This is a genomic window from Faecalibacterium hominis (ex Afrizal et al. 2022) (assembly GCF_049545105.1).
GTDB lineage: Bacteria > Bacillota > Clostridia > Oscillospirales > Ruminococcaceae > Faecalibacterium > Faecalibacterium duncaniae.
Genome location: NZ_CP186860.1, coordinates 2020682 through 2047290 on the forward strand (window position 1 = coordinate 2020682; position 26609 = coordinate 2047290).

Here is a 26609-nt window from a genome sequence, read left to right on the forward strand (position 1 = left end):
CAGCCCGCACCTGGCGCGCAGCACCTGAGAGGTTCAGCGGCCATACAGTGCCGCGCCTGCCGAGATGAGCACATCCGGCTCGACCCGCAGCCCTGTTTTTCGGTTCTTCTGTGCTTCCACCAGAAACAGCCAGGGGGCGGCATCTGGCCGGTTCTTCACAAAGGCCAGCCGCTTGGGCTCCAGCCGGTTGGCCCGCAGGACTGCCAGCACCTCGGCCAGCCGCTCGGGCCGGTGGCAGAGCGAGAGCCGCCCGCCATCCTTCAGCAGCCGGAACGCGCATTTGCAGACATTGTCCAGCGTGCAGTCCGTCTCGTGGCGGGCAGTGGCCCGGGCCCTGTCGGTGGCCTGCTCCCCTGCTGTGAAATAGGGTGGGTTGCAGGCGCACAGGTCGTAGCTGCCCTCGCCCTCCCGGAAGGAGCGCAGGTCGGCGCAGACGGGCGTGATGTGCTCAATGCCCTGTTCGGCGCAGGCGGCGGCCAGCAGCGCGCTGGCTTCGGGCTGCAGCTCCAGCCCCAGGCAGGGGCCGCGGTGGCCCCGGTCGTGCCATTCCAGGCTCACGATGCCGCAGCCGGAGCACAGGTCAGCGGCGCGCCAGGCCCGCTTTGGCTCCGAAAACCGGGCCAGCAGCAGCGCGTCTGAACCAAAGCGGTGCACGGCTGAACAATAGACTCTTGTTCTATTATACAAAATCTCGGTGGAATGTTCCATATACAGCACCTAAAATCCACTGCCAAAATATCGGGCGGAAAAATTGGGGAAAATTGTGCATGAAAGAAAAGCAGCAGACCCGCTTTTGACAGGTCTGCTGCTTTTGATGCGTTTTTTCAGTGTTCGCCGTGAAATTATTCAGCAGCGATAGCACCGGTGGGGCAAGCACCCTCGCAAGCGCCGCAATCGATGCAAGCGTCTGCATTCACAACTGCAACACCATTCTCAATGGTGACAGCACCAACGGGGCAAGCGCCCTCGCAAGCGCCGCAGCCAACACATGCGTCAGAAACCTTGTGTGCCATAATAAAACTCTCCTTTTATCACCCGTGCACTAGCTTTAAGAAGAAGTCTGCCCTCGCACGGTGCCAGCAGGCTTCCCCGGAATTCATCCTTGTCTGCATTCTAGCAAAGTGGAAAAGAAAAGGCAAGACTAACCGTGTGCCATAAAAGCCCAAAGTTTTATTTTTGTGGGGTTGCACAAAAACAAGGCCTAACTTTGCGGGAAAATTAAGAGAGTTTTTTGGCGAAAATCACGAAGAAAGGTTAGTTTTGTGATACTAACCACCGTGATATCCCACTATTTTTCTGGGAATTATTTCTCTTTTTTGGGGCATTTGCCGCAGCCCACATTGCCCTTTTCATCGGCGGCTGCCACCACCGGGGCGGGGTTGCGCACACCGGAATAATCGTCGTCCGGGTCGGGGCGGCGGGGTGCCCGTTTGCCGCCGCTGATATACTCACACACGCCCACCTTATAGTAGCGCGGGGTCAGGGCTTCGGTGCCGCAGCGCACCCGCAGGTAGCCGGAGATGGGGTTCACCTCCAGCACGGTGCCCAGACCGTCCGGGGTGCGCACGGTGCTGCCCACCATGGGCATGATGCTGTTCAGGTATTCATAGGCGTTTTCCTCGTAGGAAAGGCAGCACATCAACCGGCCGCAGGCACCGCTGATCTTGGTGGGATTCAGGGAAAGGCCCTGCTCCTTGGCCATCTTGATGGAAACGGGCTGGAAATCCTTGAGGAAGCGGCTGCAGCAGAAGGGCTGGCCGCAGATGCCCAGACCGCCGATCATCTTGCTCTCGTCGCGCACGCCGATCTGGCGCAGCTCGATGCGGGTGTGGAAGATGCCGGCCAGATCCTTGACCAGTTCGCGGAAGTCCACCCGGCCGTCGGCGGTGAAGTAGAACATGATCTTGGAGCGGTCAAGGGTGTACTCGGCCTCCACCAGCTTCATTTCCAGGCCGTGGCGGGCAATGCACTCCTGGCAGGTGTGGTAGGCGCGTTTCTCATCCTCGCGGTTCTGGCGCATCCGGCGCACATCCACGCTGTCGGCCATCCGGGTGATGGGCTTGAGCGCCTTGGAAACGGCGCTGTCGGCGATCTCTTTCACGCCCTGCACCACCTCGCCGCACTCAATGCCGCGGGCGGTCTCCACGATCACGTATTCGCCGGTTTTGATGTCGGCTCCGGCAGGGTCGAAATAATAGCTTTTGCCGTTTTCCTTGAAACGGACAGAGATGACTTTTTTCATACTGTTCCTCACAGGGGAAATTCCCCTATCTCGTAAAAAGGCCCACAGAAGAGCCTGAAGATCCATTCTGAGGATTATTATAGCATAAACGTTGAAAATTGAACAGCCCTCTCAGGCTCACTTCGTTCGCCAGCCCAGGTTGTGGCTCCCAGCAGCTGCTTCGTGCAATTGCACTCGCACCTTGCTGGCCACTGCCCCAACAACTCCTCCCTCAATCCGCCACTGGCGGCGGTCGTCGTCGTTGCCCCCAAAGGGGGAGCCGATAAAAAAATTTCATCCTCTGCAACATTCCGCCCCGCTCATTCGTATCCCACTTGAACTCCGTCTGAAATTTGATCTCCAAAACGTCAAAAAACTGAGGTATCACCCGGATTTCACAAAAGATTTTCAAGATTTGCTAAAGAATCTCCGGGCAAGCCTTGCAAGCCCCGGAACCGGGTGTATAATAGGGGTATCGCCTTTGGTCCGCTCTGAGAAAAAAGAGCAGCCGCGCAATGCGTGGGAAAACACAGAAACGGTAGGAAGAAATGGAAAAATTCAGCGTCAAAAAACCGTTCACCGTTCTGGTCGCAGTCATCATGGTCATCATGCTGGGCCTTGTGTCCGTGCAGAATATGCAGACCAACCTGCTGCCAAACGTGAACACACCGTACCTGATGGTGGTCACGGTCTATCCCGGTGCCAGCCCGGAGCGTGTGGAGAGCGAGGTCTCCGACGTGATGGAGAGCGCGCTGGGCACCATCTCGGGCGTGAAAAACGTCACCGCCACCTCGGCAGAAAACTACAGTCTGCTGCTGATGGAGTTTGAGGATGATACGGACATGAACAGTGCCGTAGTCAAGGTGTCCAACAAGGTGGATCAGACCACCGCCAGCCTGCCAAGCACCTGTATGACCCCCTCCATCATTGAATATACCCTGAACATGAATGCTTTTATGACCGTGGCCGTCAGCCGCGAGGGCAGCGATTCCTATGAGCTGGCCGATTTCGTCAACGACACCATGGTCCCCTATATCGAGCGTCAGGGCGGCGTTTCCAATATTTCCGCCAACGGCCTGGTCACCCGGATGGTGCAGGTGCAGCTCGATCAGGAAAAGATCGATGCCATCAACGAAAAGCTGCTGGAGGTCATTGACGTGCAGCTGGCCGATGCAAAGGCCCAGCTGGATGATGCCGAGGCCCAGATCGAGGCAGGCAGAAAGGAGTACGAGACCCAGCTGGCCAATTACGACAAGCTGGTCAGCGATACCATCAACAGCCAGTACTCCGGCGAGCTGCAGGATTCCTTCATGCTGGTCAAGAAGCAGGCACAGGCCCTTCTGGAGAGCGTCAACCAGCTCATTGCCGTGGTCAACGAGCCGGAGATCCAGCAGGCCCTGATCGATGTGCGGGACGGCCTGCAGCGGGTCGTGGACAAGTTCAACGAGACCGGAATGCAGGATATCGATTCTCTGATCGAGATCGTTGCGGAGCTGCGCGATATCACCGATAAGGTGACCACCGCTTTGCAGGAGCTGCAGCAGCGCCTGAACGCGCAGGGCGACACCGCCGGCACAACGGCCGGGGAGCTGGCCGATGACCTGCAGGTGCAGCAGAGCCTGAACAACATCTATAGCACGCTGGAGAGCACCATCAAGGCCATGGACGACGTGCCCGGCCTGATGGACCAGTTCACCCAGATCGTGGGCAGCTATTCCCAGCAGCAGCTGCAGGCCTATATCAAGTTCACCGAGGCCCGCGAGATGCTGAACGATTACGAGAAGCAGCTGGCCGATGCCAAGCAGCAGTATGAGGATGCCAAGCAGATGGCCATGGAGAACTCCGACGTGGCCAAGATGCTGGATATCGACACGCTGGCACAGCTGATCTATGCCCAGAACTTCTCCATGCCCGCCGGTTATGTCAAGGATTCCAGCAACAAGTCCTGGCTGCTGAAGGTCGGCGAGGAGTACGACAGCATCGAGGATATCTCCGGTGCCCTGCTGCTCCATGTGGACGGCTTTGGCGATGTCCGCCTGTCTGACGTGGCCGATGTGCAGATCATCGACAACGCGGAGGACAGCTTTACCCGCCTGAACGGCGAGCGCTCCGTGGTGCTGAAGATCTTCAAGAGCAATTCTTCCAGCGCCGGTGAAGTCTCCGGCAACTGCAAGGCTGCCTTCAAAGAGCTGGAACAGAAATACGACGGCCTGCATGTGGTCGTGCTGTCCAACCAGGGCAACTACATCAGCATCATCGTCAGTAGCATCCTGAGCAGTATGCTCATCGGTGCGGCCCTTGCCATCATCGTGCTGGCCATCTTCCTCAAGGATATCAAGCCCACGCTGGTGGTCGGCATCAGTATCCCGCTGTCGGTGCTGTTTGCCGTGGTGCTCATGTACTTCACCGGTCTGGATATGAATATTATGACGCTGGCGGGCCTGTCCCTCGGCATTGGTATGCTGGTGGATAACTCCATCGTCGTCATTGAGAACATCTACCGTCTGCGCAGCCGCGGCGTGCCCGCTGCCCGCGCGGCGGTCCAGGGCACCAAGCAGGTGGGCATGGCCATCATGGCTTCCACCCTCACCTCTGTCTGCGTGTTCCTGCCCGTCATCTTCACATCGGGTGTCATCAAGAGCCTGCTGCAGCCCATGTCCATGTGCATCGGCTACTGTCTGGCTGCTTCCCTCATCGTGGCCCTGACGGTTGCCCCGGCGGCCTCCTCTACCCTGCTGAAAAACTCCAAGCCCAAAGAGCTCAAGTGGTTCGACAAGGTGCAGGAAAAGTACGTCAAGAGCCTGGAATGGTGCTTCCAGCACCGCTGGGCACCGCTGGGCGCGGCAGTGGTGCTGCTGGTGTTCTGCGGCTGGCGCGTGATGTCCATGGGCGTTGAGATGCTGCCCACCATCACCAGCAACGAGGCCATCGTCACCCTCTCCACCGAGAAGGATCTGACCAAGGAAGAATCCTATGCTGTGGCCGAGAATGTCATTGATGCCCTGCTGGCTGTGGACAACGTGGAAGAGGTGGGCGTTACCACCGACAGCCGCGTGGCCGGAATGGATGTCGGCCAGCTGGGCCTGCCCCAGACCATCACCGACCTGCTGAAAGCCGCCAACAGCTACGGTACCTACCAGATCAACGTGATGCTGGACGAGAGCCTCTCCTCCCGGCAGATCGAACAGGCCCGTGAGGCGCTGGAGGAAGCTGTGAACGGCGTGGAGAACTGCACCGCCACCGTTGAGATCAGCGGAATGCAGGAGCTGACCAGTCAGCTGGATATGGGCCTGACTGTCCAGGTCTCCGGCAACGACATCGACACCATGACTGCCCTCTCCGAGAAGGTGGTGGATATGGTCAACGAGATGGACGGCTTCACCAATGCAACCAACGGTCTGGGCAGCGGCGATGCCACCATCAACCTGCAGATCGACCGGGATAAGGTCCGCTCCTACGGCCTGACCGTGGCGCAGGTCTACCAGCAGATCGCCGCCAAGCTGACCACCACCACCACGGCCCAGACCCCCGTTGCCATCGATGGCTCCACCATGAACGTCCAGATCAGCAACAATCTGGACCCCATGACCAAGGAAAACATGATGGATATGACCTTTACGACCTCCGTCATGGCCGCCGACGGCACCACCGAGACCGGCACCTGCACGCTGGGCGATATGGCTACCTGGGTCACCGGCTCCACCCCGGACTCCATCACCAGTAAGAACCAGACCCGCTATATCAGCGTGACGGCGGACGCGGTGGAGGGCACCAATACCACCACCGAGACCCGCGCGCTGGAAAAGAAGCTGAACGCCTTTGCCGCATCCGATGAGATGCCCGAGGGCTGCAGCTTCTATATGGGCGGCGGCTCTGAGATCAACGGCATGGTGGTGGATCAGATGGGCCAGTGGATGTTCCTGGCGCTGCCCTTCGTCTACCTTGTTATGGTGGCCCAGTTCCAGAGCCTGCTCTCCCCCTTCATCGTTCTGTTCACCATTCCGCTGGCCTTTACCGGCGGCCTGCTGGGCCTGCTGCTCACCGGCCAGCAGCTGACTATGATCTCCCTGATGGGCTTCATCGTCCTGATGGGCACGGTCGTCAACAACGGCATCGTGTTCGTGGATTACGCCAACCAGCTGCGCATCGGCGGCATGGAGCGCCGCGCGGCCCTGATCGCCACCGGCAAAACACGAATGCGCCCCATCCTGATGACCACCCTGACCACCGTTCTGGCCATGCTCCAGCTGGTGTTCAGCGGCGACATGGCCAGCCAGCTGATGAGCGGCATGGCCATCGTCATCATCTTTGGCCTGACTTACGCCACCCTGATGACCCTGTACGTTGTGCCCCTGATGTACGACATCCTCTTCAAGAAGCCGCCGCTGAACGTGGATATCGGCGATGAGAACCTTGACGACATCCCCGATGATGCCGCCGAGTATATCGCCCAGAACACCGCTCAGCCGGAGTAAGAAAACTTCCCCAAAGCACCCTTCACAGCCATGTGAGGGGTGCTTTTTGTCAACTTGCTAAAAAAATCGCCGCAGCTTTGGCACAGTCTCCAAAAATTGAGGAATTCAATAAAAAATATTGACAGGGGGGGGGGGGTAGATGTAAAATGAGTTCACAATACAGAAGGTGTAGGGGTATGCTTTCTGTGTGGTAAAATATCATTTTACATTGGAGGTTCTACAAATGAAAATGCTCAAGAAAATGGCCGCCCTTCTGCTGGCCGGCGTAATGGCTCTGGCACTGCTCACCGCTTGCGGCGATGACAGCGCACCTTCTTTCGCACAGAAGACTGAAGATGCAGCTTTTGGTGCTATGAAGCAGGCCACAGGTATTCAGGTAAATGATGCAGATTTGAAGAAACTCGCTGAGAGCAAGATTGATTTGATCGACACCGAGAAGGGCACTTTTGATTCTCGGAAATCCTACTCCGTTGAGGATTACAAAAAGTTCCAGCAAGATATTTCGACTGGTAAGGGTTCTATGACGATGGCATTGCCTCTGATGAAGGATGGCAAAATGCAGAATGGCATCTATGAAGTAATGGAAATTACTGCAGATAACATTGGAAGTCTGAATCAGGGTACGGATACTATGCAAGATTTGCTGGATGGAATGGCAAGTGCATATGGTGTGTCTGTCAAAATTACGAAAATTGGTGTTGCAGCTAAGACTGTAAATGGAAAGACTTACGCTGCAGTTGCAATGACTTATGAGGTTACTGCAAAGCCCCAGCAGTAATATCTAATCTGACATACAAGCCCCGGAGCGCCTACCCCTGGCCCTCCGGGGCTTTTTTGGGCTTATGGGGCAGAACTTACAAAAAATCTCTCGAAATATTGGATAGATTCCCTTAAAAAATGCCAACACAGAAGGGGAAAATTGTGATATAATCAAAACAATAAAGGATAAAACAGAGAGTGTGCTGTCCTGAAAAAATACAAAAGGAGGCGAGCCCTATGGCACAGTTTCTCTCCAAGCCCTTTGGCATGACTCCAAACGGCGAAAAGATCAATGAATACATCATCTCGAACCCCGGCGGGCTGGCGGTCAGTGTGCTGAACTACGGCTGTATCATCAAGAATATCTGGGTGCCCACCAAGCGCGGGCCGGTGGATGTGGTGCTGGGCCACGACACCTACGCCGATTACGTCAAGGACTTTGAATCGTCCGGCAGTACCTGCTGCGGCGCGTTCGTGGGCCGGTACGCCAACCGCATCGAGAATGCCGTGTTCAACGTGGGCGGCAAGACCTATCAGCTGGAAGCCAACAACGGGAAAAACCACCTGCACGGTACCTTTCCACGCAAGCTGTATGAGGTAAAGACCTTTGGCGATACCCTGCTTCTGGAGGCGGAAAGCCCCGATGGAGAGGATGGTTTCCCGGGAAATCTGAAGATCTCGGTGCGGTATATCCTCACTGAGGACAACGCCCTGCGGATGGACTACCGTGTCTCCTCCGATGCCGACACCATCATCAACCTGACCAACCACACCTACTTCAATCTGGATGGCGGCGGCGATGTGCTGGGCCAGAAGCTGCGCATTTATGCGTCCCGCTATCTGGAGGGCAACAACGAGACCTGCCCCACCGGCAATATCCTGCCCGTGGCGGGCACGCCGATGGATTTCCGGGCGGGCAAGCCCATTGGCCGGGACATCGACACCGGCTTTTCCCAGACCACCATGGTGGGCGGCGGCTATGACCACTGCTTTGTCATCGACAGGGGCCGCGGTGCCAGCCAGAGCCTGTGCGCCTGGGCTTCCAGCGATAAGACCGGCATCAGCATGAAGGTCTATACCACCCAGCCCGGCGTGCAGCTCTACACCGGCAATTTCCTGCAGGACTGCCCTGCCCCCGGCAAGGGCGGCGTGCCGATGCAGAAATACGGCGGCTTTGCGCTGGAGACCCAGCACTTCCCCTGCAGCCCCTCCCACCCGGAGTTCCCCTCCACCGCCCTGCGGGCCGGGAAAGTGTTCCGTGCCAACACCACCCTGCGGTTCTTCACCGGCAAACAGTGCGGAAAACTGTAAAATGCAGCCCTCTCATTCAAAGCCTGACAGCTTTGCCCGGGAGGGCCTTTTTCTCTGATTTGCACAAAGTGTTCCATCACTCCATGTGCAAAAAACAAAAAACGCTTGTAAATCAATGCGCGGAAAAATAAATGGAAACAAAAATCCATCCTTATAAAATTCCCGTTACTTGATTCTGCGGCCAAAACGTTGTATCCTTGTGGCAGAAGGCGGGCCTGCCCCGCGCAAGCAACTTTGGTGACGAGAAGAGAGGTACTTTTATGGCAATTTTGGTTTCCGGCGGTGCCGGTTATATCGGCAGCCACACCTGTATCGAACTGCTGAACGCTGGCTTTGACATCGTGGTGGCAGATAACTATTACAACGCTTCCCCCGTGGTGCTGGATCGGGTCAAGCAGATCACCGGCAAGGACTTTCGGTTCTATCAGGCTGATATGACAAAGCACGAGGACGTGGAGAAGATCTTCACCGAGTGCCCCGATATCGATGCCGTCATCCAGTTTGCCGCCTATAAGGCAGTGGGCGAGAGCGTTTCCAAGCCCATCGAGTACTACTACAACAACCTCAACTGCACGCTGGTCATTCTGGACGTGATGCGCCGCCACAACTGTCACAACTTCGTGTTCAGCTCCTCCGCCACTGTCTACGGTGACCCCGCCAGCGTGCCCATCACCGAGGACTTCCCCGTGGGTGCCACCACCAACCCCTACGGCACCACCAAGGCCTTTACTGAGCGCATCCTGACCGATGTCTGCAAGGCTGACCCCACCCTGAACGTGGCCCTGCTCCGTTACTTCAACCCCATCGGTGCCCACAAGTCCGGCCTGATCGGCGAGGACCCCAACGGCATCCCCAACAACCTGATGCCCTACATCGCCAAGGTGGCCGTGGGCAAGCTGGAAAAGGTGCACGTCTTTGGCAACGACTACCCCACCCCCGACGGCACCGGCGTGCGCGATTACATCCATGTGGTTGACCTGGCCCGGGGCCATGTCTGCGCCATCAAGAAGCTGCAGACCAACTGCGGCCTGTTCATCTGCAATCTGGGCACCGGCCACGGCTACAGCGTGCTGGATGTCATCCATGCCTTTGAGAAGGCCTGCGGCAAGCAGATCCCCTATGTGATCGATCCCCGCCGCCCCGGCGATATCGCCGAGTGCTATGCCGACCCCACCAAGGCCAAGAATGAGCTGGGCTGGGTGGCTGAGTACGGCATCGAGGAGATGTGTGCCGACAGCTGGAACTGGCAGAAGAACAACCCCGATGGCTACCACACCGTGAAGTAAACAGAATTGTTCTCAAAACGCACCTTTGAACGTGAAAATTCAGGGGTGCGTTTCCTTTTGTCCGGAAACCTGCCGGAACAGGAGAAAGAGTTCTACAAAAAACAGCGGGGACAGGCGAGAATTTTTGCCGCTTCCTGCCTTGACAATGCCTTTGAGTTAGCATATATTAAGACTGTTCACATACACTAACATTTTGTCGAAGGAAAGGCATCTGCCATGACATTAAAGGAACTGAAGATCGGCGAAAGTGCCGTGATCGATACAGTAGGTGGAACGGGAGAGCTCCGCCAGCATTTTCTGGATATGGGGCTGATTCCCGGCGAGAAGGTCACGCTGGTGAAATTTGCTCCCATGGGAGACCCCATGGAGCTGCAGATCCACGGCTATGAGCTGACCCTGCGGCTGGACGATGCGGCACGGATCGAGATCACCCCGGCGGAAGCACCCGCAGCGGCCCCGGCACGGAAGGCCGGCCGGATGGTGGAGCACCCGGGCCTGGGCGAGGGCGGCCGCTACCACACCAAAAAGGGTGAACACCCGCTGCCGGAGGGAACGGTGCTGACGTTTGCGCTGGCCGGAAATCAAAACTGCGGCAAAACGACCCTGTTCAACCAGCTCACCGGCTCCAACCAGCATGTGGGCAACTTTCCGGGCGTGACGGTGGACCGCAAGAGCGGTGCCATCCGGGAATATCCCGATACCGAAGTCACCGACCTGCCCGGTATTTACTCCATGTCGCCCTATTCCAGCGAGGAGATCGTGACCCGCCAGTTCATCATTGGCGAAAAGCCCACGGGCATCATCAACATCGTGGATGCCACCAACATCGAGCGCAATCTGTACTTAACGATGCAGCTGATGGAGCTGGACACCCCCATGGTGCTGGCACTGAATATGATGGATGAGGTGCGCGGCAACGGCGGCACCATCAACATCAACGAGATGGAAGCGATGCTGGGCATCCCGGTGGTCCCCATTTCCGCCGCCAAGAACGAGGGCGTGGATGAGCTGGTGGATCACGCCATCCATGTGGCAAAGTATCAGGAGCGTCCGGGCCGGATGGACTTCTGCGGCGAGGATGACCACGGCGGTGCGGTTCACCGCTGCATCCACGGCATCATCCACCTCATCGAGGACCACGCCCGGGCGGCGGGGATCCCGGTGCGCTTTGCCGCCACAAAGCTGGTGGAGGGCGACCCCCGCATTGAGGAGGCCCTGAAGCTGGATCAGAACGAAAAAGAGATGATCGAGCATATCATCCTGCAGATGGAGCAGGAGCGCGGCCTGGACCGCGCCGCCGCCATTGCAGATATGCGGTTCCACTTTATCCATCAGCTGGTGAATCAGACCGTGGTAAAGCCCCACCAGAGCAAGGAGCAGCTGCGCAGCGCAAGGATCGACCGCTTCCTCACCGGAAAGTACACGGCGATCCCGGCATTTGTGGGCATTATGGCGCTGGTGTTTTATCTGACCTTCGGCGTGATCGGCGCGGGGCTGCAAGGCCTGCTGGAACTGGGCATTGAGAATCTGACGATCCTTGTGGACAATGCCCTGACGGCGTGGAACGTCAACGATGCAGTGCATTCGCTGGTGATCGACGGCATCTTTACCGGTGTGGGCAGTGTGCTGAGTTTCCTGCCCATCATCGTGACCCTGTTCTTCTTCCTTTCCCTGCTGGAGGATACCGGCTATATGGCCCGCGTGGCCTTTGTGATGGACAAGCTGCTGCGGCGCATCGGTCTTTCGGGACGCAGCATCGTGCCCATGCTCATCGGCTTTGGCTGCACGGTCCCCGGCGTGATGGCAAGCCGCACGCTGCCCTCGGAGCGGGACCGGAAAATGACCATCCTGCTTACGCCCTTTATGAGCTGCTCGGCCAAGCTCCCGATCTACAGCCTGTTTGCGGTGACCTTCTTCCCGGAGTACGCCGCACTGGTCATGGTGGGCCTGTATTTCCTGGGCATCCTTGTGGGCATTGGTATGGCCTTTCTGCTCAAGGGAACGCTGTTCAAGGGCGAGGCCGTGCCCTTTGTTATGGAGCTGCCCAACTACCGTCTGCCCGGTCTGAAAAATGTGGCCCAGCTGCTCTGGGAAAAGGCCCGGGATTTCCTCGAGCGTGCCTTTACGGTCATCTTCCTGGCAACCATCATCATCTGGTTCCTGCAGAACTTTGATTTCCAGCTCAGTCTGACCGCAGACCCGCAGGAGAGCATCCTGGCCTGGATCGCCAGCGGCATCGCTCCGTTGTTTGCACCGCTGGGCTTTGGCGACTGGCGGGTGTCCACGGCGCTGATCACCGGCTTTATGGCAAAGGAGAGCGTTGTTTCCACCCTTACCATTCTGTATGGTTCCGCTGCCGCACTGGGCGCGGCGCTCAGCCCGGCGGCAGCGGCTCCCCTGCTGGTGTTCTGCCTGCTCTACACCCCCTGCATCGCCGCTGTGGCATCGGTCAAGCGGGAGATGGGCGGCCGTTGGGCCACCGTTATGGTCGTGAACCAGTGTGTTGTGGCATGGCTTGCCGCGCTCGTTGTGCGGATCCTTGCCGTGGCGGTGCTGTGACCCTGCCCTGAAGCATATCAAAAGCCCGTACCGTGAAAATCTTCATGGTGCGGGCTTTTTGCGTTGGACAAAATATATGGATCAGTTGATTTTACGCTGTCTGCCCTTGACAACAGAGATTCCCTGTGCTAAAATACTTCAAAAATGAACAATACAAAAAAAGAGAAAGAAGGGCGCGCAATGCGTGAGCTGAACCCCAGTGTGGAATTTGCCAACAAGACGGGCCTTGCGTACAGCGCCGTCTGCAAGCCGCTGTGCCAGAAGCTGCACCTGCCGCAGACAGCGTTTGATATCCTGATGTTCCTTGCCAACAACCCCAACTACACGACTGCCCGCGATATCGTGGAGGTGCGCCACATCAAGGCGAACCTTGTCTCGGTGAATGTGGACAAGCTGGTGCAGGAGGGCTTTCTGGAGCGCCGTCCGGTGTTGGGCGACCGCCGCAAAACGGAGCTTGCCTGCACCGAAAAGGCGCAGTCCATCATCGAACAGGGCCGCAGGATGCAGGATGATTTCATCCGCCGCCTGATGGCAGGGCTGGAGGAAGAAAAACTCGAGATATTTTTTGAAGTCATCGATACGATGAGCGAAAATCTGGATGCGATCCTAGAAGGAGAAGAATAAGATGAATCTGCTGTTTACCATCGTCGTTACCTTTTTTGCCGGAATGGGCGCGGGCCTGGGCACCGGCTTTGCGGGCATGAGCGCTGCCGCGGTCATCAGCCCGATGCTCATCACTTTCCTGGGGATGGACCCCTATATGGCAGTCGGCATTGCCCTTTCCTCGGATGTGCTGGCCAGTGCGGTGTCTGCCTACACCTACCACAAAAACAAAAACCTGGATATCAAAAACGGCCTGATCATGATGGCCAGCGTGCTGCTGTTCACCGTGGTGGGCAGCTGGGTGGCAAGCCTGGTGCCTTCCACCACCATGGGCAGCTTTTCGGTGTTTATGACGTTCCTGCTGGGCATTAAATTCATCGTCAAGCCCGTTATGACCACCAAAGAAGCCATGCAGGGGGTCTCTGCTAAGAAGCGTGCCCTCCAGTCTATCGTCTGCGGCGTGGTCATCGGGATGATCTGCGGCTTCATTGGTGCCGGCGGCGGCATGATGATGCTGCTCATCCTGACCAGCGTGCTGGGTTACGAGCTCAAGACTGCCGTGGGCACCAGCGTGTTTATTATGACTTTCACCGCCCTGACCGGTGCGGCCTCCCACTTTGCCATCGGCGGCGCACCGGACTGGACCGTGTTCATCCTCTGCGTCCTGTTCACCCTGCTGTGGGCCCGCATCGCTGCTGTCTTTGCCAATAAGGCCGATGCCAAGACCCTGAACCGTGCAACCGGCATCGTTCTGGTCGTGCTGGGCATCGTGGTCATGGGCTTCAATCTGCTGACAAAATAAACTGCAAAAGAAAAGGGCCTGTCTCCCGAAATTCCTTGGAGACAGGCCATTTGAGAAGGGCGAGTAAGCACAAGGCCCCCGAAGAGCGGACATCTCTTCGGGGGCCATTTTGCGTGGATAGCTTAGAACCTCATGAATTCCTTGCAACCTTAGTATATGCGATTTTTGAAAAAAGTCAAGTGGTACGCAAAAAGTTTACTTTTCTTCGATGGTGGAGTGCTCGATCACCCAGTCGGCGGCACGGCGGATGGCCTCGCTGCGCTGCATGGCGGGGATGTTGGCATTGGCCTTGACCTCTTCCAGCGTTTTCTTGGTGCGGTCAGCGCGCTCCTGCAGGTTCTTGGTGATCTCCTCATCGGTGGGCACCAGACCCTCGTTCTGGGCGACCTGCAGCAGAGCCATCCGGGCGCGGGTGTTCTTCTCGGCGGCGGCGTGAACGTTGGCCGTGAAGTTCTCGCGGGTCTGGTGGATCTGGCTCAGGTAGCGGTCCAGGCTCATGCGCTGCATCTGGAGCTGCTGCTGAATGTTCTGCATCTCCTGCTGGTAGGTGCTCTCCACCAGAACGCTGGGGAGCTCGCCCTCAGCGGCAGAGGCCAGCTGGGTCAGCACCTGATCCTTGGCGCGGTTCAGGGCGCTGGCGTGCTTGCCGTCGTGCAGCTGCTTGCGCACCTGCTCCCGGAACGCTTCCATGGTGTCCACCTTGCCCACCTTCTTGGCAAAATCGCTGTTCAGGGCGGGCAGCTGGCGGACGCAGACATCGATCAGCTTGATCTTAAAGACAACGGGCTTTCCGGCCAGGTCCTTGACGTGATAGCGTACCGGGAAGGTGACGTTGATCTCGAATTCCTCGCCGCCCTTGTGGCCCAGAATGCCGTCCTCAAAGCCGGGGATCATCCGGCCGCTGCCCAGCTGCAGGGTCTGGTTCTGTGCGGAACCGCCCTGGAAGGGCTTGCCGTCCAGCAGGCCCTCGTAATCGATGTGAACGATGTTGCCCTTGACGGCCGGGCCCTTGTGGGGCACCAGCTCGGCGGCAGCATTGCGGCGGCGCTCCAGCACGGCATCGATCTCTTTGTCGGTGACGGCGGGGGTCACGCACTCCACATGGAAGCCGGTGGTCTGGGTCAGGTTCAGCTCCGGCTGCAGCGGGGTGGTGGCGGTGGCTACAAAGCCCTCGTCCTTTTTGACGCTGACCAGGTCGTAGCTGGGATCATCCACTGCCTTGAAGCCGTGTTCGGCCATGGCGGCCTCGTACAGGGCAGGAACATCGCGATCCATCAGGTCGTTGATGGCATCATACCAGAATGTGTGCTCGCCGCGGTCGGCCTCGATCTGAGCACGGTCGGCCTCGCCCTTGGCAAAGCCCTTGATGGTGTAGCTGGCGCGGGTGCGCTCATACACCGCATTGGATGCGGTCTCCAGCTCCTCAGCCGTTGCGCTGAAGGTCATCTTGCAGACACTCTTTTCGGGAGTTTCCACGCTTACCAGTTTCATAGGAATCCAACCTCCGTGTTGCCCCAAAAGGAGCGATTTCAAACATTAATAAAGTTATTATAGCACAAGTGGGGCAAAAGCGGTATAATAAAAGAGAGAAAAAAGTGCGAAGCGGGCGATTTTTGCCCGGCGGAGCACGAAAGGATGTGCATCGGATGCGCTTGTTTGACGTTCTCGGGCCGGTTATGATCGGCCCCTCTTCCAGCCATACAGCGGGTGCCGCCCGGATCGGCTACACGGCCCAGAAGCTTTTGGGCGAGATCCCGGCGCAGGCGGATATCGGCCTGTACGGCAGTTTTGCCACCACCGGAAAGGGACATGGCACAGATAAAGCCCTGGTCGCCGGCCTGCTTGGCCTGCGACCCGATGACCCCCGCCTGCCCGACAGCTTTGCACTGGCCGCAGAGCAGGGCATGGCATTTCGGATCCATCCTGTGGAATTGCGCTCTGCGCACCCCAATACCGCTGTTCTCACCCTGACGGGCCGGGAAGGGCGGGTGCTTTCCATGAAAGCCGCTTCGGTGGGCGGCGGGCGTATCCGCGTGACCGAGATCGACGGCGTGCCCGCCGATTTCGGCGGCGACAGCAACACCCTGATCATTCACAATGAGGACACCCCCGGCTGCATCGCCGAGGTGACCACCTGCCTTGCCGTGCGCAGGATCAACGTTGCATCGATGCAGGTGTTCCGCGCAGGGACCGGCGGCTATGCCGTTATGGTGCTGGAGTGCGATTCCCACATCCCCCACCCGCTGGAACAGAAGCTGGCGACCCTGCCCGGCATCCTGAAGGTGACCTGCCTGAACATCGACGAGCCCGAAGAAGACGCGGAGGAATGACCATGTCCTTTTTATCCTGTGAAGAAATGTTGGCCGCTGCCCGCAGCCAGAACCTCTCCCTTGCCGAGGCCATCCTGCGCAGTGATCTGGCCGAGAGCCGCCTGACCGAAGAGGCCAGCCGCCATGCCATGCATCACCTGTGGCATGTGATGGAGGCCACCAGCCGGGAGTATGACCCTGCCCAGCGCAGCCGCAGCGGCCTGTCCGGCGGCGATGCCGCCAAGGTGGAACAGGCCCATCAGGCGGGCAGGAGCTATGGCGGGGATTACCTTGCTGAGGTGACCGCCGAAGCCCTCAAGACCGCTGAGTGCAACGCCTGCATGAAACGGATCGTTGCTGCCCCCACGGCGGGCAGCTGCGGTGTGCTACCGGCGGTGCTGCTTCCCCTTGCCCGTGCAGGCGAGGCCGATGAAGAAGCCATCTGCGAAGCCCTCTATGTGGCCGCAGGCTTCGGGCAGGTCATCGCCGCCCGGGCCACTCTGGCCGGTGCCGAGGGTGGCTGTCAGGCTGAGGTGGGAGCCGCCAGCGCCATGGCCGCTGCCGCCCTCTGCCACCTGAAGGGCGGTACCCCGGAGCAGTGCGCCGCCGCTGCCGCTATGGCACTGGGCAACCTGCTGGGCCTGGTCTGCGACCCTGTGGCCGGTCTGGTGGAGGTGCCCTGCATCAAGCGCAATGTTGTTGGTGCCGTGAACGCCGTTTCCTGCGCCAATATGGCGCTTGCGGGGGTGGATTACGCCATCCCCTGCGATGAAGTCATCGATGCCATGGGCCGCGTGGGCAGTCTGCTCTCCCCTGATCTGCGGGAGACCGGCCAGGGCGGCCTTGCCGCAACGCCGACCGGTGTCCGCATCGCCGAGCGTCTGGCAGAGGAAGCCTGAGGTTTGCACGGAAAAAGTTGAAAAGACGTACTTTTCTGTGCGCAAAAATAAAAAACGAAAATAAAATCAAAAAATCCGCAAAAAACTGTTGACAAACCCCGCCCTGCGTGATAAAATACATCTTGTTCCGACCGGAACGTATGCGTTGGTAGCTCAGCTGGATAGAGTGACTGACTACGAATCAGTAGGCCGGGGGTTCGAGTCCCTTCCATCGCACCAGAAAATGCCGTGAAATCGAAAGATTTCATGGCTTTTTTGTTTTGTAAGCCATGACTGCACGGTTTCTGCACGGTTTTTGCACGGTCGGTGTTATCCATGTCCGATGATGTAGGGCGCTGTATTGCATTGCAATCAGTGCCCTTTTTTGCATCAGGTGAGCAGGGCCAAGCGGAGCTTTGCCTTCATTTCCGGGTCGGCATCCTTGAGCAATTCCAAAAGAGCCGTCATGGAGATGGTGGGTTCGCCTGCGGCGGGTACAGCCTGCGGGCTGGAGGTGTCGGGCTTGGCATAGAAGCCGCTTTCAAACTTCTTGCCCAGTTCCACACGGGAGGACTGCTGGATATGAGCGTAGGTGTTCACCAGTATATCCGCACTGGCGTGTCCTGTGGTCCCCTGCACTGCCTTAATGTCACCGCCGGAGATCATCAACTGATAGGTGGCACTGGAGTGACGCAGCCCATGAAAGACGATGCGCGGGAACTCCGGGTGTGCATCCTGCCATTTGAGGAACTTCTTGCGGATGAGCACCGGCTCCACCGCCAGACCGTTGGGGAGCCGCAGCAGCATCCCGCTGTTGCGGTACCGCTCCGGGTCGAGGGCTTCTTCCCTTTTCAGCCGTTCCAGCCACTGCTTCAGCTCCTCCCGCAGGGCGGCGGTCATAAAGATGGTGCGGCAGGAGGCTTCGGTCTTGGTGTCCTTCAGGATGAGGGAGGTCTTGCTGCCCTCCAGCTTGTCCGGGAAGATGCGGAGGATGCAGCCCTTGTCCACCTGCGCCAGCGTGTCCTTCTGCACTCGCTGCATGGAACGGTTGACGGTGAAGGTGCCCATGCCGTTGGCAGCATCGAAGTCGATGTCCTCCGGGGTCAGACCTGCCACCTCCCCTTCTCGCAGCGCGCCCACCAGCGTCAGGTGCACCGCCAGATGGAGGATGGGGTCCTCCATGCTGTCCAGTGCTGCCCGCATCTCGTCCACCTCCCAGATGCTGCGCTCTTGGGTGGTCTTTTTGGGCGCTTCCACCGGGACGGGGCTTTTGATGAGGATGCCCCACTCCACCGCCAGCAGAAAGGAATTGTGCAGCAGTTGGTGGACCTCATGGAGGGTAGTGCCGGAGAGGGTGCGCTTTTGCTGCTTGGGCGAGAGGTCTCGCCGCTTGCCGCCCACATACTGACCGCAGGGGGTCTTGCTCAGGGTGTCGTACAGGGCTTCGATGTGGTAGGGACGCAGCTTCTGCATCTGCATCTCCCCGATATAAGGGATGATGAGGTTCTGGATGAGGGCCAGATTGGACTGGTAAGTCTTGGGTGCCCACTTGTGCTTGCTGCACTGCTTGGGCAGCCAGTCCATCAGGAACTCTGCCACCGTCACCGTGGACGGGATCAGGAAATTACCGGTCGCCAGCTCATGCTCGATCTGTTTCTGGCGTTTTACCGCCTCCTCCTTGGTGGGAAAGCTCTCCCATTTGTCGCAGCTCTTGCCGTGCTCGTCCTGATAGGTGTAGCGGACGCTGTAAGAGCTGCCGCGTTTCGTGATATATGCCATAGATTTGCCTCCTTATCAAGCTGCCCGGTAGAGCCACGCATCGAAGCTGTCTTTCGGGATGCGGATGCTTCCGCCTGCCCGCAGGACACGGAACTCGGTGGTACTGTTGCACAGGTTGTAGGCGGCACGCTGGCTGATGGCCAGCATCTGCGCGACCTCCTTTACCGTGTACACCAGCTTTGTGGTCTCAGGGCTGTTGGTCGGAGACTTGACGGCATTGGTTCGAGTGACCACCTCCATTGTAGCCGGATCCGAGTCCGACTGCAAGGACTTTTTCGTATAATCCAAAGATTTCACATTCTCGTACATTTTATTACACATAGGCGTTGCTCCTTACTTATCGTGGCGCACCACAGATTCCTGCGTGCGGTTCTCATAGAATCGAATGACCTCCGGCGGGATGCTGTCCAGCGTTTTCAGGGCGGCTTCATAGTCCTGTCGCAGCTTGGCATCCTCCAGACGCTTCAAGACGCTCCCTTCCTTCGCTTTGTCCAGCGAGGCAGAGAGCGTCCTGTTTTTCTCTTTCAGCTTTTCATTTTCGACGGCGGTCTTGGTGAAGGCTACGTTGTACTTTCGCAGCTGGTCCTTCATCCGTGCCACGTTGGGGATATAGCTGTCCAGCACCTTGCTGATCTCCGCCGCACGGCTCTTGCCGTTGAAGGGGGTAATGCCCACCAACAGGGCATCCAACTGCTCCTTCTGCTTGGTCAACTGGGTCATCTCCTTGAAGATGCGGGGCGGGATGTGCTCCCGCCCGGTCTGGCTGGCGCTTTCACCCCGTTCCAGCTCCGGGTACTGCTTGACCATGTGCTGCCAGAACTCGTCCTGCCACCTCACAAGGTTCTTGCGGTTGCCGATGATCTCCTTGGCGCTCAGCCGTCCGTCAGGGGTCAGGGGCACGAAGCAGAGGTGCAGGTGGGGCGTTTTCTCGTCCATGTGGACAACGGCAGAGAGAAAGGTATCCGGGCGCTGTCTGCCCTCCAAAAATTTCAGGGCGTACGCAAAGTACGCCCTGATCTCCCGGTTGGTCTTGTCCTTGAAAAACTCCGGGCTGGCGGTGATAAGCGCCTCCACCACCCGCACGCTGTCCTTGCGGACACGGCAGTGGGCGGCGGCTATCATGCGGTCAGCCTCTTCCCGGTACCTGCCCTGCGGCTGCACCAGATGGAGGTTGTAGCGGCTCCGGTTCGTGTCGATATCCGGGTTGCTGGCGTACTGCTCCTTGGTGCGCTCGTTGTGGGCTTCGATGGGGCTGATGGCAGGCCCCTTGTACTTTTTGAATCTTAAAATGCCGTATTGGGCTTTCATAGATCACGCTCCTTCTTGGGGGTACAAAAAATCTGTACGGACTTCAAATAACCTGTACGGTTCGTACGGCGTACGGATAAGCAAAATATAAACGATAACACGTTTTAATTTGTTTCAATTCGCTGTACAGGTGCGTACAAGTACAGACCGTACAGGTTGTACGAACTTCTTCCGTGAAAAAATGCACTTTTTACGGGCAGGGGTGGACAAGCGGCTCGATGCCTACAAAACCCCGCACCCTGCGGCCACCGGGCAGGTAGATGTTGTTGGTGGCTTCAAGGTTGTAGCGGCGGTCATTCTGGCGCAGTTCTGCGCTGAAACGGATGGCCGATACGCTGTGACAAGCGTTATCCGCACACCACTGCTTGTAAATGTCGTAGAACTCCTTGGAACTGATGGAGTAGTCCGCCTTGAAACGGAAGTAGCCCTCGGACTCCATGAAGTCGATGACATTGTTGCTGCTGCGCTTGATGGTGTCCACGTTGGCGGCGGCTCGTTCGCTGACCGTGAAGCGGAAGTTGTTCTGCACCAACCGGTGCAGCCCTTCCAGACACCAGAGCAGGATGCCTTCCAACTCGGCGTACATCTTCTCCACAAGGAAAGGGTCGTCCGTACGGTCGGCAGGCTTGTCCTTGGTGGTCAGGATGAGCTGACGGCGAAAGAAGCCGTCCGAATGGTCATACAGCGAGGTCAGCGCACCGTTGCCGAAGCAGAGGAATCGGGCGTAGATGTCCCGCTGGTAGCTCTGGACACCTTTGCGCTCCAAGTCCAACTTGGCTTCGGCAGTTACGATGGTCTTGATATAATTCGTCTTGGGCAGGGCGTTCATGTCCATATCGTCGTCGATCATCAGCAGGCGGCGTTCCAAATCGGCGCGGGCAAAGCGGTTGGTCTCCACTTTCTGGACACTGCCGTTGCTGGCAGCATCCCCCATGAGCCGTTTCAGCACCAGCCCGATGCGGGACTTACCCTCGCCGCCTTTGCCAACGATGAGCATCATCTTCTGTCCCTTGGTGCTGGGAATCAGGCAGTAGCCCAGATACTCCTGCAAGGTGGGAATGTCGGCATCGTCCAGCAGTTCATGCAGGAAGGTCAGCCAGCGATCAGGACTGGCGGCTTTGGGGTTATACTTCACAGGCAGGCGGTTCTGACAGAACAGGCGACTCTCCTGAAAAGAGCCGTCCGGCAGATGGTACACGCCGTTCTGGAGGTGGATGCAGTCCTGTTCGATGGGAAACGGGTCGGAAAAGGCCAGCAGCTTGATGGTCTCCAGAATGTTGGTGACCTTTTTGGACAGGCCGGAGGTGACATATTCCTCGATGTTCTCCAAGATGCGCTGCTTGATCTCGCTCTCGTCCTCCACCGGACCGTCCAGCGTGTACAGCGTTCCGTTGACGCATTTCAGCGGCCACTGCTCCAGAAAGGCGCGGCCAAACTGGACTTCATCGATCTTCTTGCCGTTGTACCAGTCCGGCCATAAGGGATTGCGGGAAATGTTTTTCTTCATGTGGTGGTTCTCCTTTAGAAAAGTGAAGTGGTGGGTCTCACCGTGAGACCCACCACTTCAGGTGAATAAATTGTCAGGCGCACTTCGCCAGAGCAAGGCGGTCGGTGCGCTCTTCTAACATCAGCAGGTACGACCCGGACAGCAGCTGTGCGGCGGCATCGGCCTTCTGTTGGGGCGTCCCAAATGCAACGCAGTCCGTCAGGTGCTCGATGGTCTCGGTCGTGTGGAGGGCTTCCACGAACCGCTCGTCCAGCGGTTCTTCCGGGCTGGCGGGCTTGTAACGCTCTCGCCAGTCGTGCAGCAGGTCAAGATAATCGGTCAGTACCCGCAGGCAGTAGGCGATGTCTGCCCACTGCTCGTCTGTCAGGCCACGCTTGGGCGGTAGCAGGGCGATGGCATTGGCGGGCGGCTTGTCCGGGTCAAGCCCGAAGTCGTGTATCAGCTTCTCGGCGGCTTGCCGGGGGTTTAGGTCGAACAGCTTGTCGGTGAGGTCGATGGCATCTCCGTTGGCTCCGCAGCCAAAGCAATAATAATAGTTGTCGTTCAGCTTCATACTGGGGTGATTGTCGGAATGGAACGGACAGCACACCATGCCATGGCGGTCGGGCTCCATGCCGTACATCTCTCCCACCTGCCGAACGGTGATGGCGGACTTGATCTTTTGATATAAACTCAAAATTTCTCCTTTGGTCAAAGGTTTTGGCACGGACCATTTTGATCCCTGCCACGTTCAAGGTCACCGGTGTTCCCCAAATGGGAACTTCGGTGAAGCCGGTCTCCCTTGCTGCCTCCCGACAGGAAATCTTTTTGGACTCTGTGTCGGCCCTATGCAGGGCGCTCGCTCCCCCGATGGGAGGTCTTGGCGGTCTGGGCAGTTCGGACGGTCATTCTGTTCTCAAGGTCCAGTTATGAAAGATATTTCAGAGGGCTTTCGCGGGAAGCCCTTAATATGTTCGCTGCTGGGGAGTTAATATGTTTTCTTTCTGTCTATAGGATAGCACCGCAATGGCCGCTGTGCCGTATATCCATAATGTCGGAAAACAGGTGCAGAAACTGCAAAATTCCACGCTTATGGACAGGAACCGCTGGAAGTGGTATACTGTGCAAAAAACATCGGAGGTGCGACCATGAACATCAAGCTGACACTGGGAGAACGGCTCAAAGACCTGCGTGTGGAGCGGAATCTGAAGCTGGAAACGCTGGCAGAACAGACGGGTCTGTCCAAATCGGCACTGTCGAAATACGAGAGCGACGATGTGACCGACCTCAGCATTTATGCGGTGACAACGCTGGCTGAGTTCTATGGTGTGACCACGGACTATCTGCTGGGTGTGACGGAAAACAAAAAACGCCCAGATGCAGTCCTTTCGGACTTGCATCTGAGCGACGGCGCAGTGGACATATTAAGGAATGGAAAATTCAATCATCGGCTGCTGTGTGAACTGATCGTGCATGAGAATTTCCGGCGGTTCATGACCGATCTGGAAATCTATGTGGATGGATATGTCAGCGCAAACATTCAAAACCTCAATGCTGGTCTGGAAGCGACCCGGCAAATGCTGAAAAAGAAGTATGCAGCAGATGAAAACGATCTATACATGAGCACCTTGAAGCTGGGGCAGATCGATGAAGATGAGTACTTTGGTCGGGTCTTGTATGACGAGTTGGTGGCTATCCTGAAGAACATCAAGACGGAACACCGCAAGGACAAGACCACTTCGGATGGTGCAATGGTCGATAACTTGATGAAGGAACTGGAGGATGCACAGAAACTTGAAGGGTCTGCGGATGAAAAGAAGATCCGAACAGCATTGAAGGCAATCGGCATCAACTACGATAAGCTGACAGAGGATGAAAGAAAGTTGATAAAGAAGATTCTTTATAAAACGGCAATGCTGAAACCGGGGACACTTGCAGGCAACCGGGGCAAGCACAGACGTTGATCATTTGCCCTGCGCCTTATAGGAGAAACGCTGCTGCGGCAGGACGGGAGAACGTACACCATTGGTTCCTCTGCAAGCCTGCGCTGGGCGGGCGGAGACCGTCAATAGCAACGCCCATCCACGCATCCTTCTGCCGCAGAACAGGTGCTTGCCGGAGCCGCTCGCAGCCCCTTTTCCGTGTCAGCCGGAACCAAGGTGTAACACACTAGACTTTGCAGGCAAAGTCGTGTGCCAAAGGGGTGCTGCGGCCCCTTTGGAAACCCAAGAGAAACGCCCATCAACTGCGCTGCTCGTCCTCGGCCAGTGCGCTGATCCGCTTGCCCATGGCCTTGACCAGAGGAACGACAAGCGCATTTCCCATGGTGAAATAGCGCAGTCGTTCCGGCATCCCGGCTGTCCAATCATCCGGGAAGCCGTTGAGCCGTTCGCATTCGATGGGCGTTAGCGTACGCAGACGTTGGGTCTGTGGGTCTGCGACTACATGGGTGCTGCGGGAAACGGAGCCTTCGCTGGTGAGCATCGTGCGGGCAGGAAGGTCGGAACGATCGGGGAATGCCATAGAGCCTTCCGAAAAGAAATAAGTAGAACCGTTCCTGCGGTGGCGGGTCTCCTGCTTTGCGCCCTTGAGATACCGCCAGTGATCGATGTCGGCAGCAGAAAGGAAATATCGCTCTGCAAGTGGGGCGGTCTCCAGCACGGAGCAGAGCGGCTTATATGGGAATTGAAGAGGGATACTCTCGACGGAATAGAAGCGGCCGTTGACCATAAGCCCGGAGGCATAGAAGTGGCAGGATTGTGCGGCAGACAGATCCTTCAGATCGAGGTAGCGAAACTCATCGAGCCATCCCTCGCTGTATTTCCGTTCAAAGCCATACAAGGGAAAGATGGGGGCAAAGAAGCCGTCCTGCAGGAGCAACTGATGGGCACCCTTCAGACCCTCCACACAGATGAGCTCCGCCGCTTTTCGGAACAGGGCGGTATCGTTTCGGAAGGCAAAGAGAAAGGTGCGCCGCCTGCGCTGTGCTTCGCCATAGTCGGCGGCATTTATCACCCGCCATTCAACGGCATAGCCTGCTTCATAGAAGCACCGCAGGATGATGGAAAAATCACGCCCTTTTTGCCATGCCGGAGATTTGATGAGCCGGTCTACGTTTTCCAAAAGGACATAGCGAGGCTTGTGTGCCCGTAGGATAGCGTTGATCTCCCACCAAAGAACGCCCTTCTTCCCTTCTATCCCTCGTGCGCCCTTTTTGGCGATGGAGTAATCCTGACAGGGAAAGCCACCGACCAAAAGGTCGTGTGGAGGGATGTTTTCTTTGGCGGTCACGATGTTCTGACAAACGTGTTCTGGGCGATGCCCGAAATGCCGTTCGTAGCACTCGAAAGCAAATTGGGAACGCATGGATGGTTCCCACTGATTCGCCCAGACAGTTTGAAAGCAGGAGGAAGCCTGCTCCAGCCCAAGGCGAAAGCCGCCGACCCCGGCGAAAAGCTCAACAACACGGATCTGCTCCATGATAGGGCACCTCTTGATTGTGGCGAAAAAGCATAAAAACCAAGGCCGACTGTGCAGCCTTGGTTTTTCGTTATAAGATGTCCAGTAATTGCTTGCCCATCTGAGTGATGAGCGGAACGACAAGGGCGTTACCCATGATGAAGTAACGCTGACGCTTCGGCATCCCAGTGTCGGTCCAGCCCGTCGGGAAACCGTTCATGCGTTCGCACTCCTCCGGCAGCAGGATACGCAACTTCCCTGTTTTAGGGTCGGTAATCGCATGGGAGCTGCGGTTCTTGGTGCCCTCACTGGTGAGCATCGTACGACCGGGACGGTCGAGAGGGTCTGGGAACGCAATGGGACCTTCGGAAAAGGTGTAGGAGTAGCCGGTCTTGGAAGTGCGCTCGATGGTCTTGGCACCCTTCATGTACTTCCACTTTTCCAGATCCTCATCCTCGATGAAGAAGCTTTTGTCGATATCGCCGTTGACAATGATATCGCCGAGCAGCATCGGTTCCTTACCGTTCGGGACGGCTTCCAGAGAGAAGATTTTACCGTTGCACAGCACACCGCTGTTGTAGAAAGCGGCTCTGAAACGGTTCGTTACGTCAACGGTGTCGGTATATTTATTGAAATCGACGGTGGTCACTTTCTTAGGGTCTGCGACCTCAGAATGCACCGGGAATGCATGGGCAAAGAAGCCCTCCTGCATCAGCCAGACACGACCGTCCTTTGTGTCCGCAGAGAAACACGAGGTCATACGCTCATACTGCTTGGTGGTGTTCTTGAATGCAAAGATGAAGGTACGCCGTCTGCGCTGGACGCAGCCATAGTCTGCGGCATTGATCACACGCCATTCGATGCCATAGCCTTCTTCCTGCAGGCACTTCAGGATGATGCCGAAATCACGGCCACGCTGGGATGCGGGTGATTTAAGCAGGCGGTCTACATTCTCCAGCAGAACGTAGTTGGGATGGTTCTTCTGAATGATCTGATAGATGGACCACCAGAGGACGCCCTTCTTGCCCTCGATGCCCTTAGCACCGGTGCTGGCAACAGAGTAGTCCTGACAGGGAAAGCCACCCACCAGAAGGTCGTGCGGCGGCACTTGATCGATTACGGTGGCGATATCTGCATTCACACAGTGGGAATCCTCGCCAAAATTTTTGTCGTAGCACTTATAAGCCCATTGACCAGCTTGGCCGGGTTCCCATTGGTTTGCCCAAATCGTCTTAAATCTTTCGGAACAACGCTCTAATCCAACGCGGAAACCGCCGACGCCGGCAAATAGCTCCACAACACGAATATCGCTATTTGCTGACACTTTCATAACACCCCATTCTGTGATATACTTAAATCTAAGTATACACTTTT

General features: G+C 57.3%; 21 protein-coding genes and 1 tRNA gene. 11 read left to right on the top strand and 11 right to left on the bottom strand.

What is annotated here, in order from left to right; all coding sequences use genetic code 11:
* Nucleotides 1-33: 33 nt before the first annotated feature.
* The 3 genes from ACKXGA_RS09825 to ACKXGA_RS09835 all read right to left on the bottom strand — a co-directional run bounded on the left by ACKXGA_RS09825 (nt 34) and on the right by ACKXGA_RS09835 (nt 2242).
* Nucleotides 34-708 carry a tRNA1(Val) (adenine(37)-N6)-methyltransferase gene (locus tag ACKXGA_RS09825; RefSeq protein ID WP_423729401.1) on the bottom strand — a complete coding sequence of 225 codons (675 nt, stop codon included), beginning with the start codon at nt 706-708 and terminating at the stop codon, nt 34-36.
* 134 nt (nt 709-842) lie between these two features.
* Nucleotides 843-1013 carry a DUF362 domain-containing protein gene (locus tag ACKXGA_RS09830; RefSeq protein WP_005929040.1) on the bottom strand — a complete coding sequence of 57 codons (171 nt, stop codon included), beginning with the start codon at nt 1011-1013 and terminating at the stop codon, nt 843-845.
* Between the two features lie 290 nt (nt 1014-1303).
* Nucleotides 1304-2242, bottom strand: a complete 939-nt coding sequence (locus tag ACKXGA_RS09835; protein ID WP_035393233.1) for a PSP1 domain-containing protein — start codon at nt 2240-2242, stop codon at nt 1304-1306.
* A 527-nt stretch (nt 2243-2769) separates the two neighbouring features.
* Between ACKXGA_RS09835 and ACKXGA_RS09840 the strand changes: the two genes are divergently transcribed.
* The 7 genes from ACKXGA_RS09840 to ACKXGA_RS09870 all read left to right on the top strand — a co-directional run bounded on the left by ACKXGA_RS09840 (nt 2770) and on the right by ACKXGA_RS09870 (nt 14016).
* Nucleotides 2770-6696, top strand: coding sequence for an efflux RND transporter permease subunit (locus ACKXGA_RS09840; protein WP_423729402.1), 3927 nt, complete (start codon nt 2770-2772; stop codon nt 6694-6696).
* 223 nt (nt 6697-6919) lie between these two features.
* On the top strand, nt 6920-7474 hold the full coding sequence (locus ACKXGA_RS09845; protein WP_207697474.1) for a hypothetical protein: 555 nt from the start codon (nt 6920-6922) through the stop codon (nt 7472-7474).
* A 218-nt stretch (nt 7475-7692) separates the two neighbouring features.
* Nucleotides 7693-8766, top strand: coding sequence for an aldose epimerase family protein (locus tag ACKXGA_RS09850; RefSeq protein ID WP_097769869.1), 1074 nt, complete (start codon nt 7693-7695; stop codon nt 8764-8766).
* A 260-nt stretch (nt 8767-9026) separates the two neighbouring features.
* On the top strand, nt 9027-10052 hold the full coding sequence (gene galE, locus ACKXGA_RS09855) for a UDP-glucose 4-epimerase GalE (RefSeq protein WP_423729403.1): 1026 nt from the start codon (nt 9027-9029) through the stop codon (nt 10050-10052).
* Nucleotides 10053-10268: 216 nt separating this feature from the next.
* On the top strand, nt 10269-12611 hold the full coding sequence (feoB, locus tag ACKXGA_RS09860; RefSeq protein WP_423729404.1) for a ferrous iron transport protein B: 2343 nt from the start codon (nt 10269-10271) through the stop codon (nt 12609-12611).
* A gap of 180 nt (nt 12612-12791) precedes the next feature.
* Complete coding sequence (locus tag ACKXGA_RS09865; protein WP_223385348.1) at nt 12792-13235, top strand: MarR family winged helix-turn-helix transcriptional regulator; 444 nt, start codon at nt 12792-12794, stop codon at nt 13233-13235.
* A 1-nt stretch (nt 13236) separates the two neighbouring features.
* Nucleotides 13237-14016, top strand: coding sequence for a sulfite exporter TauE/SafE family protein (locus tag ACKXGA_RS09870; protein WP_186851113.1), 780 nt, complete (start codon nt 13237-13239; stop codon nt 14014-14016).
* A gap of 195 nt (nt 14017-14211) precedes the next feature.
* Here the strand turns inward: ACKXGA_RS09870 and tig are convergent, their stop codons facing one another.
* Nucleotides 14212-15507 (bottom strand): trigger factor, encoded by a 1296-nt coding sequence (gene tig / locus ACKXGA_RS09875; protein WP_156068539.1) that lies wholly within the window; start codon nt 15505-15507, stop codon nt 14212-14214.
* 155 nt (nt 15508-15662) lie between these two features.
* Between tig and sdaAB the strand changes: the two genes are divergently transcribed.
* The 3 genes from sdaAB to ACKXGA_RS09890 all read left to right on the top strand — a co-directional run bounded on the left by sdaAB (nt 15663) and on the right by ACKXGA_RS09890 (nt 17443).
* A complete protein-coding gene (sdaAB, locus tag ACKXGA_RS09880; RefSeq protein ID WP_154277636.1) occupies nt 15663-16346 on the top strand; it encodes an L-serine ammonia-lyase, iron-sulfur-dependent subunit beta in 684 nt (227 codons plus the stop codon).
* 2 nt (nt 16347-16348) lie between these two features.
* Entirely contained in the window at nt 16349-17224 is an 876-nt protein-coding gene (gene sdaAA / locus ACKXGA_RS09885; RefSeq protein ID WP_117505992.1) for an L-serine ammonia-lyase, iron-sulfur-dependent, subunit alpha, read from the top strand.
* Nucleotides 17225-17366: 142 nt separating this feature from the next.
* Nucleotides 17367-17443: transfer RNA gene (locus tag ACKXGA_RS09890), tRNA-Arg, on the top strand.
* 150 nt (nt 17444-17593) lie between these two features.
* Here the strand turns inward: ACKXGA_RS09890 and ACKXGA_RS09895 are convergent.
* The 5 genes from ACKXGA_RS09895 to ACKXGA_RS09915 form a co-directional block, all read right to left on the bottom strand.
* The gene (locus ACKXGA_RS09895) at nt 17594-18982 is read right to left on the bottom strand and encodes a site-specific integrase (RefSeq protein WP_117529925.1); all 1389 of its coding nucleotides are present in this window, start codon (nt 18980-18982) and stop codon (nt 17594-17596) included.
* Nucleotides 18983-18997: 15 nt separating this feature from the next.
* Nucleotides 18998-19291 (bottom strand): helix-turn-helix domain-containing protein, encoded by a 294-nt coding sequence (locus ACKXGA_RS09900; protein ID WP_097777000.1) that lies wholly within the window; start codon nt 19289-19291, stop codon nt 18998-19000.
* Between the two features lie 24 nt (nt 19292-19315).
* Entirely contained in the window at nt 19316-20290 is a 975-nt protein-coding gene (gene mobV, locus ACKXGA_RS09905; protein ID WP_423729405.1) for a MobV family relaxase, read from the bottom strand.
* A 190-nt stretch (nt 20291-20480) separates the two neighbouring features.
* Nucleotides 20481-21797 (bottom strand): DNA primase family protein, encoded by a 1317-nt coding sequence (locus ACKXGA_RS09910; protein ID WP_423729406.1) that lies wholly within the window; start codon nt 21795-21797, stop codon nt 20481-20483.
* Between the two features lie 73 nt (nt 21798-21870).
* The gene (locus tag ACKXGA_RS09915; RefSeq protein WP_243140605.1) at nt 21871-22473 is read right to left on the bottom strand and encodes a CHC2 zinc finger domain-containing protein; all 603 of its coding nucleotides are present in this window, start codon (nt 22471-22473) and stop codon (nt 21871-21873) included.
* A gap of 451 nt (nt 22474-22924) precedes the next feature.
* Here ACKXGA_RS09915 and ACKXGA_RS09920 point away from each other — a divergent pair, with 451 nt between their 5' ends.
* A complete protein-coding gene (locus tag ACKXGA_RS09920; RefSeq protein WP_117529922.1) occupies nt 22925-23740 on the top strand; it encodes a helix-turn-helix domain-containing protein in 816 nt (271 codons plus the stop codon).
* 277 nt (nt 23741-24017) lie between these two features.
* On the opposite strand, the gene dcm (ACKXGA_RS09925) is transcribed toward ACKXGA_RS09920, so the two are convergent.
* Both dcm (ACKXGA_RS09925) and dcm (ACKXGA_RS09930) read right to left on the bottom strand, forming a co-directional pair.
* The gene (gene dcm, locus ACKXGA_RS09925; RefSeq protein ID WP_117529921.1) at nt 24018-25256 is read right to left on the bottom strand and encodes a DNA (cytosine-5-)-methyltransferase; all 1239 of its coding nucleotides are present in this window, start codon (nt 25254-25256) and stop codon (nt 24018-24020) included.
* Nucleotides 25257-25326: 70 nt separating this feature from the next.
* Nucleotides 25327-26565 (bottom strand): DNA (cytosine-5-)-methyltransferase, encoded by a 1239-nt coding sequence (gene dcm, locus ACKXGA_RS09930; protein ID WP_117529920.1) that lies wholly within the window; start codon nt 26563-26565, stop codon nt 25327-25329.
* Between the last annotated feature and the right edge of the window lie 44 nt (nt 26566-26609).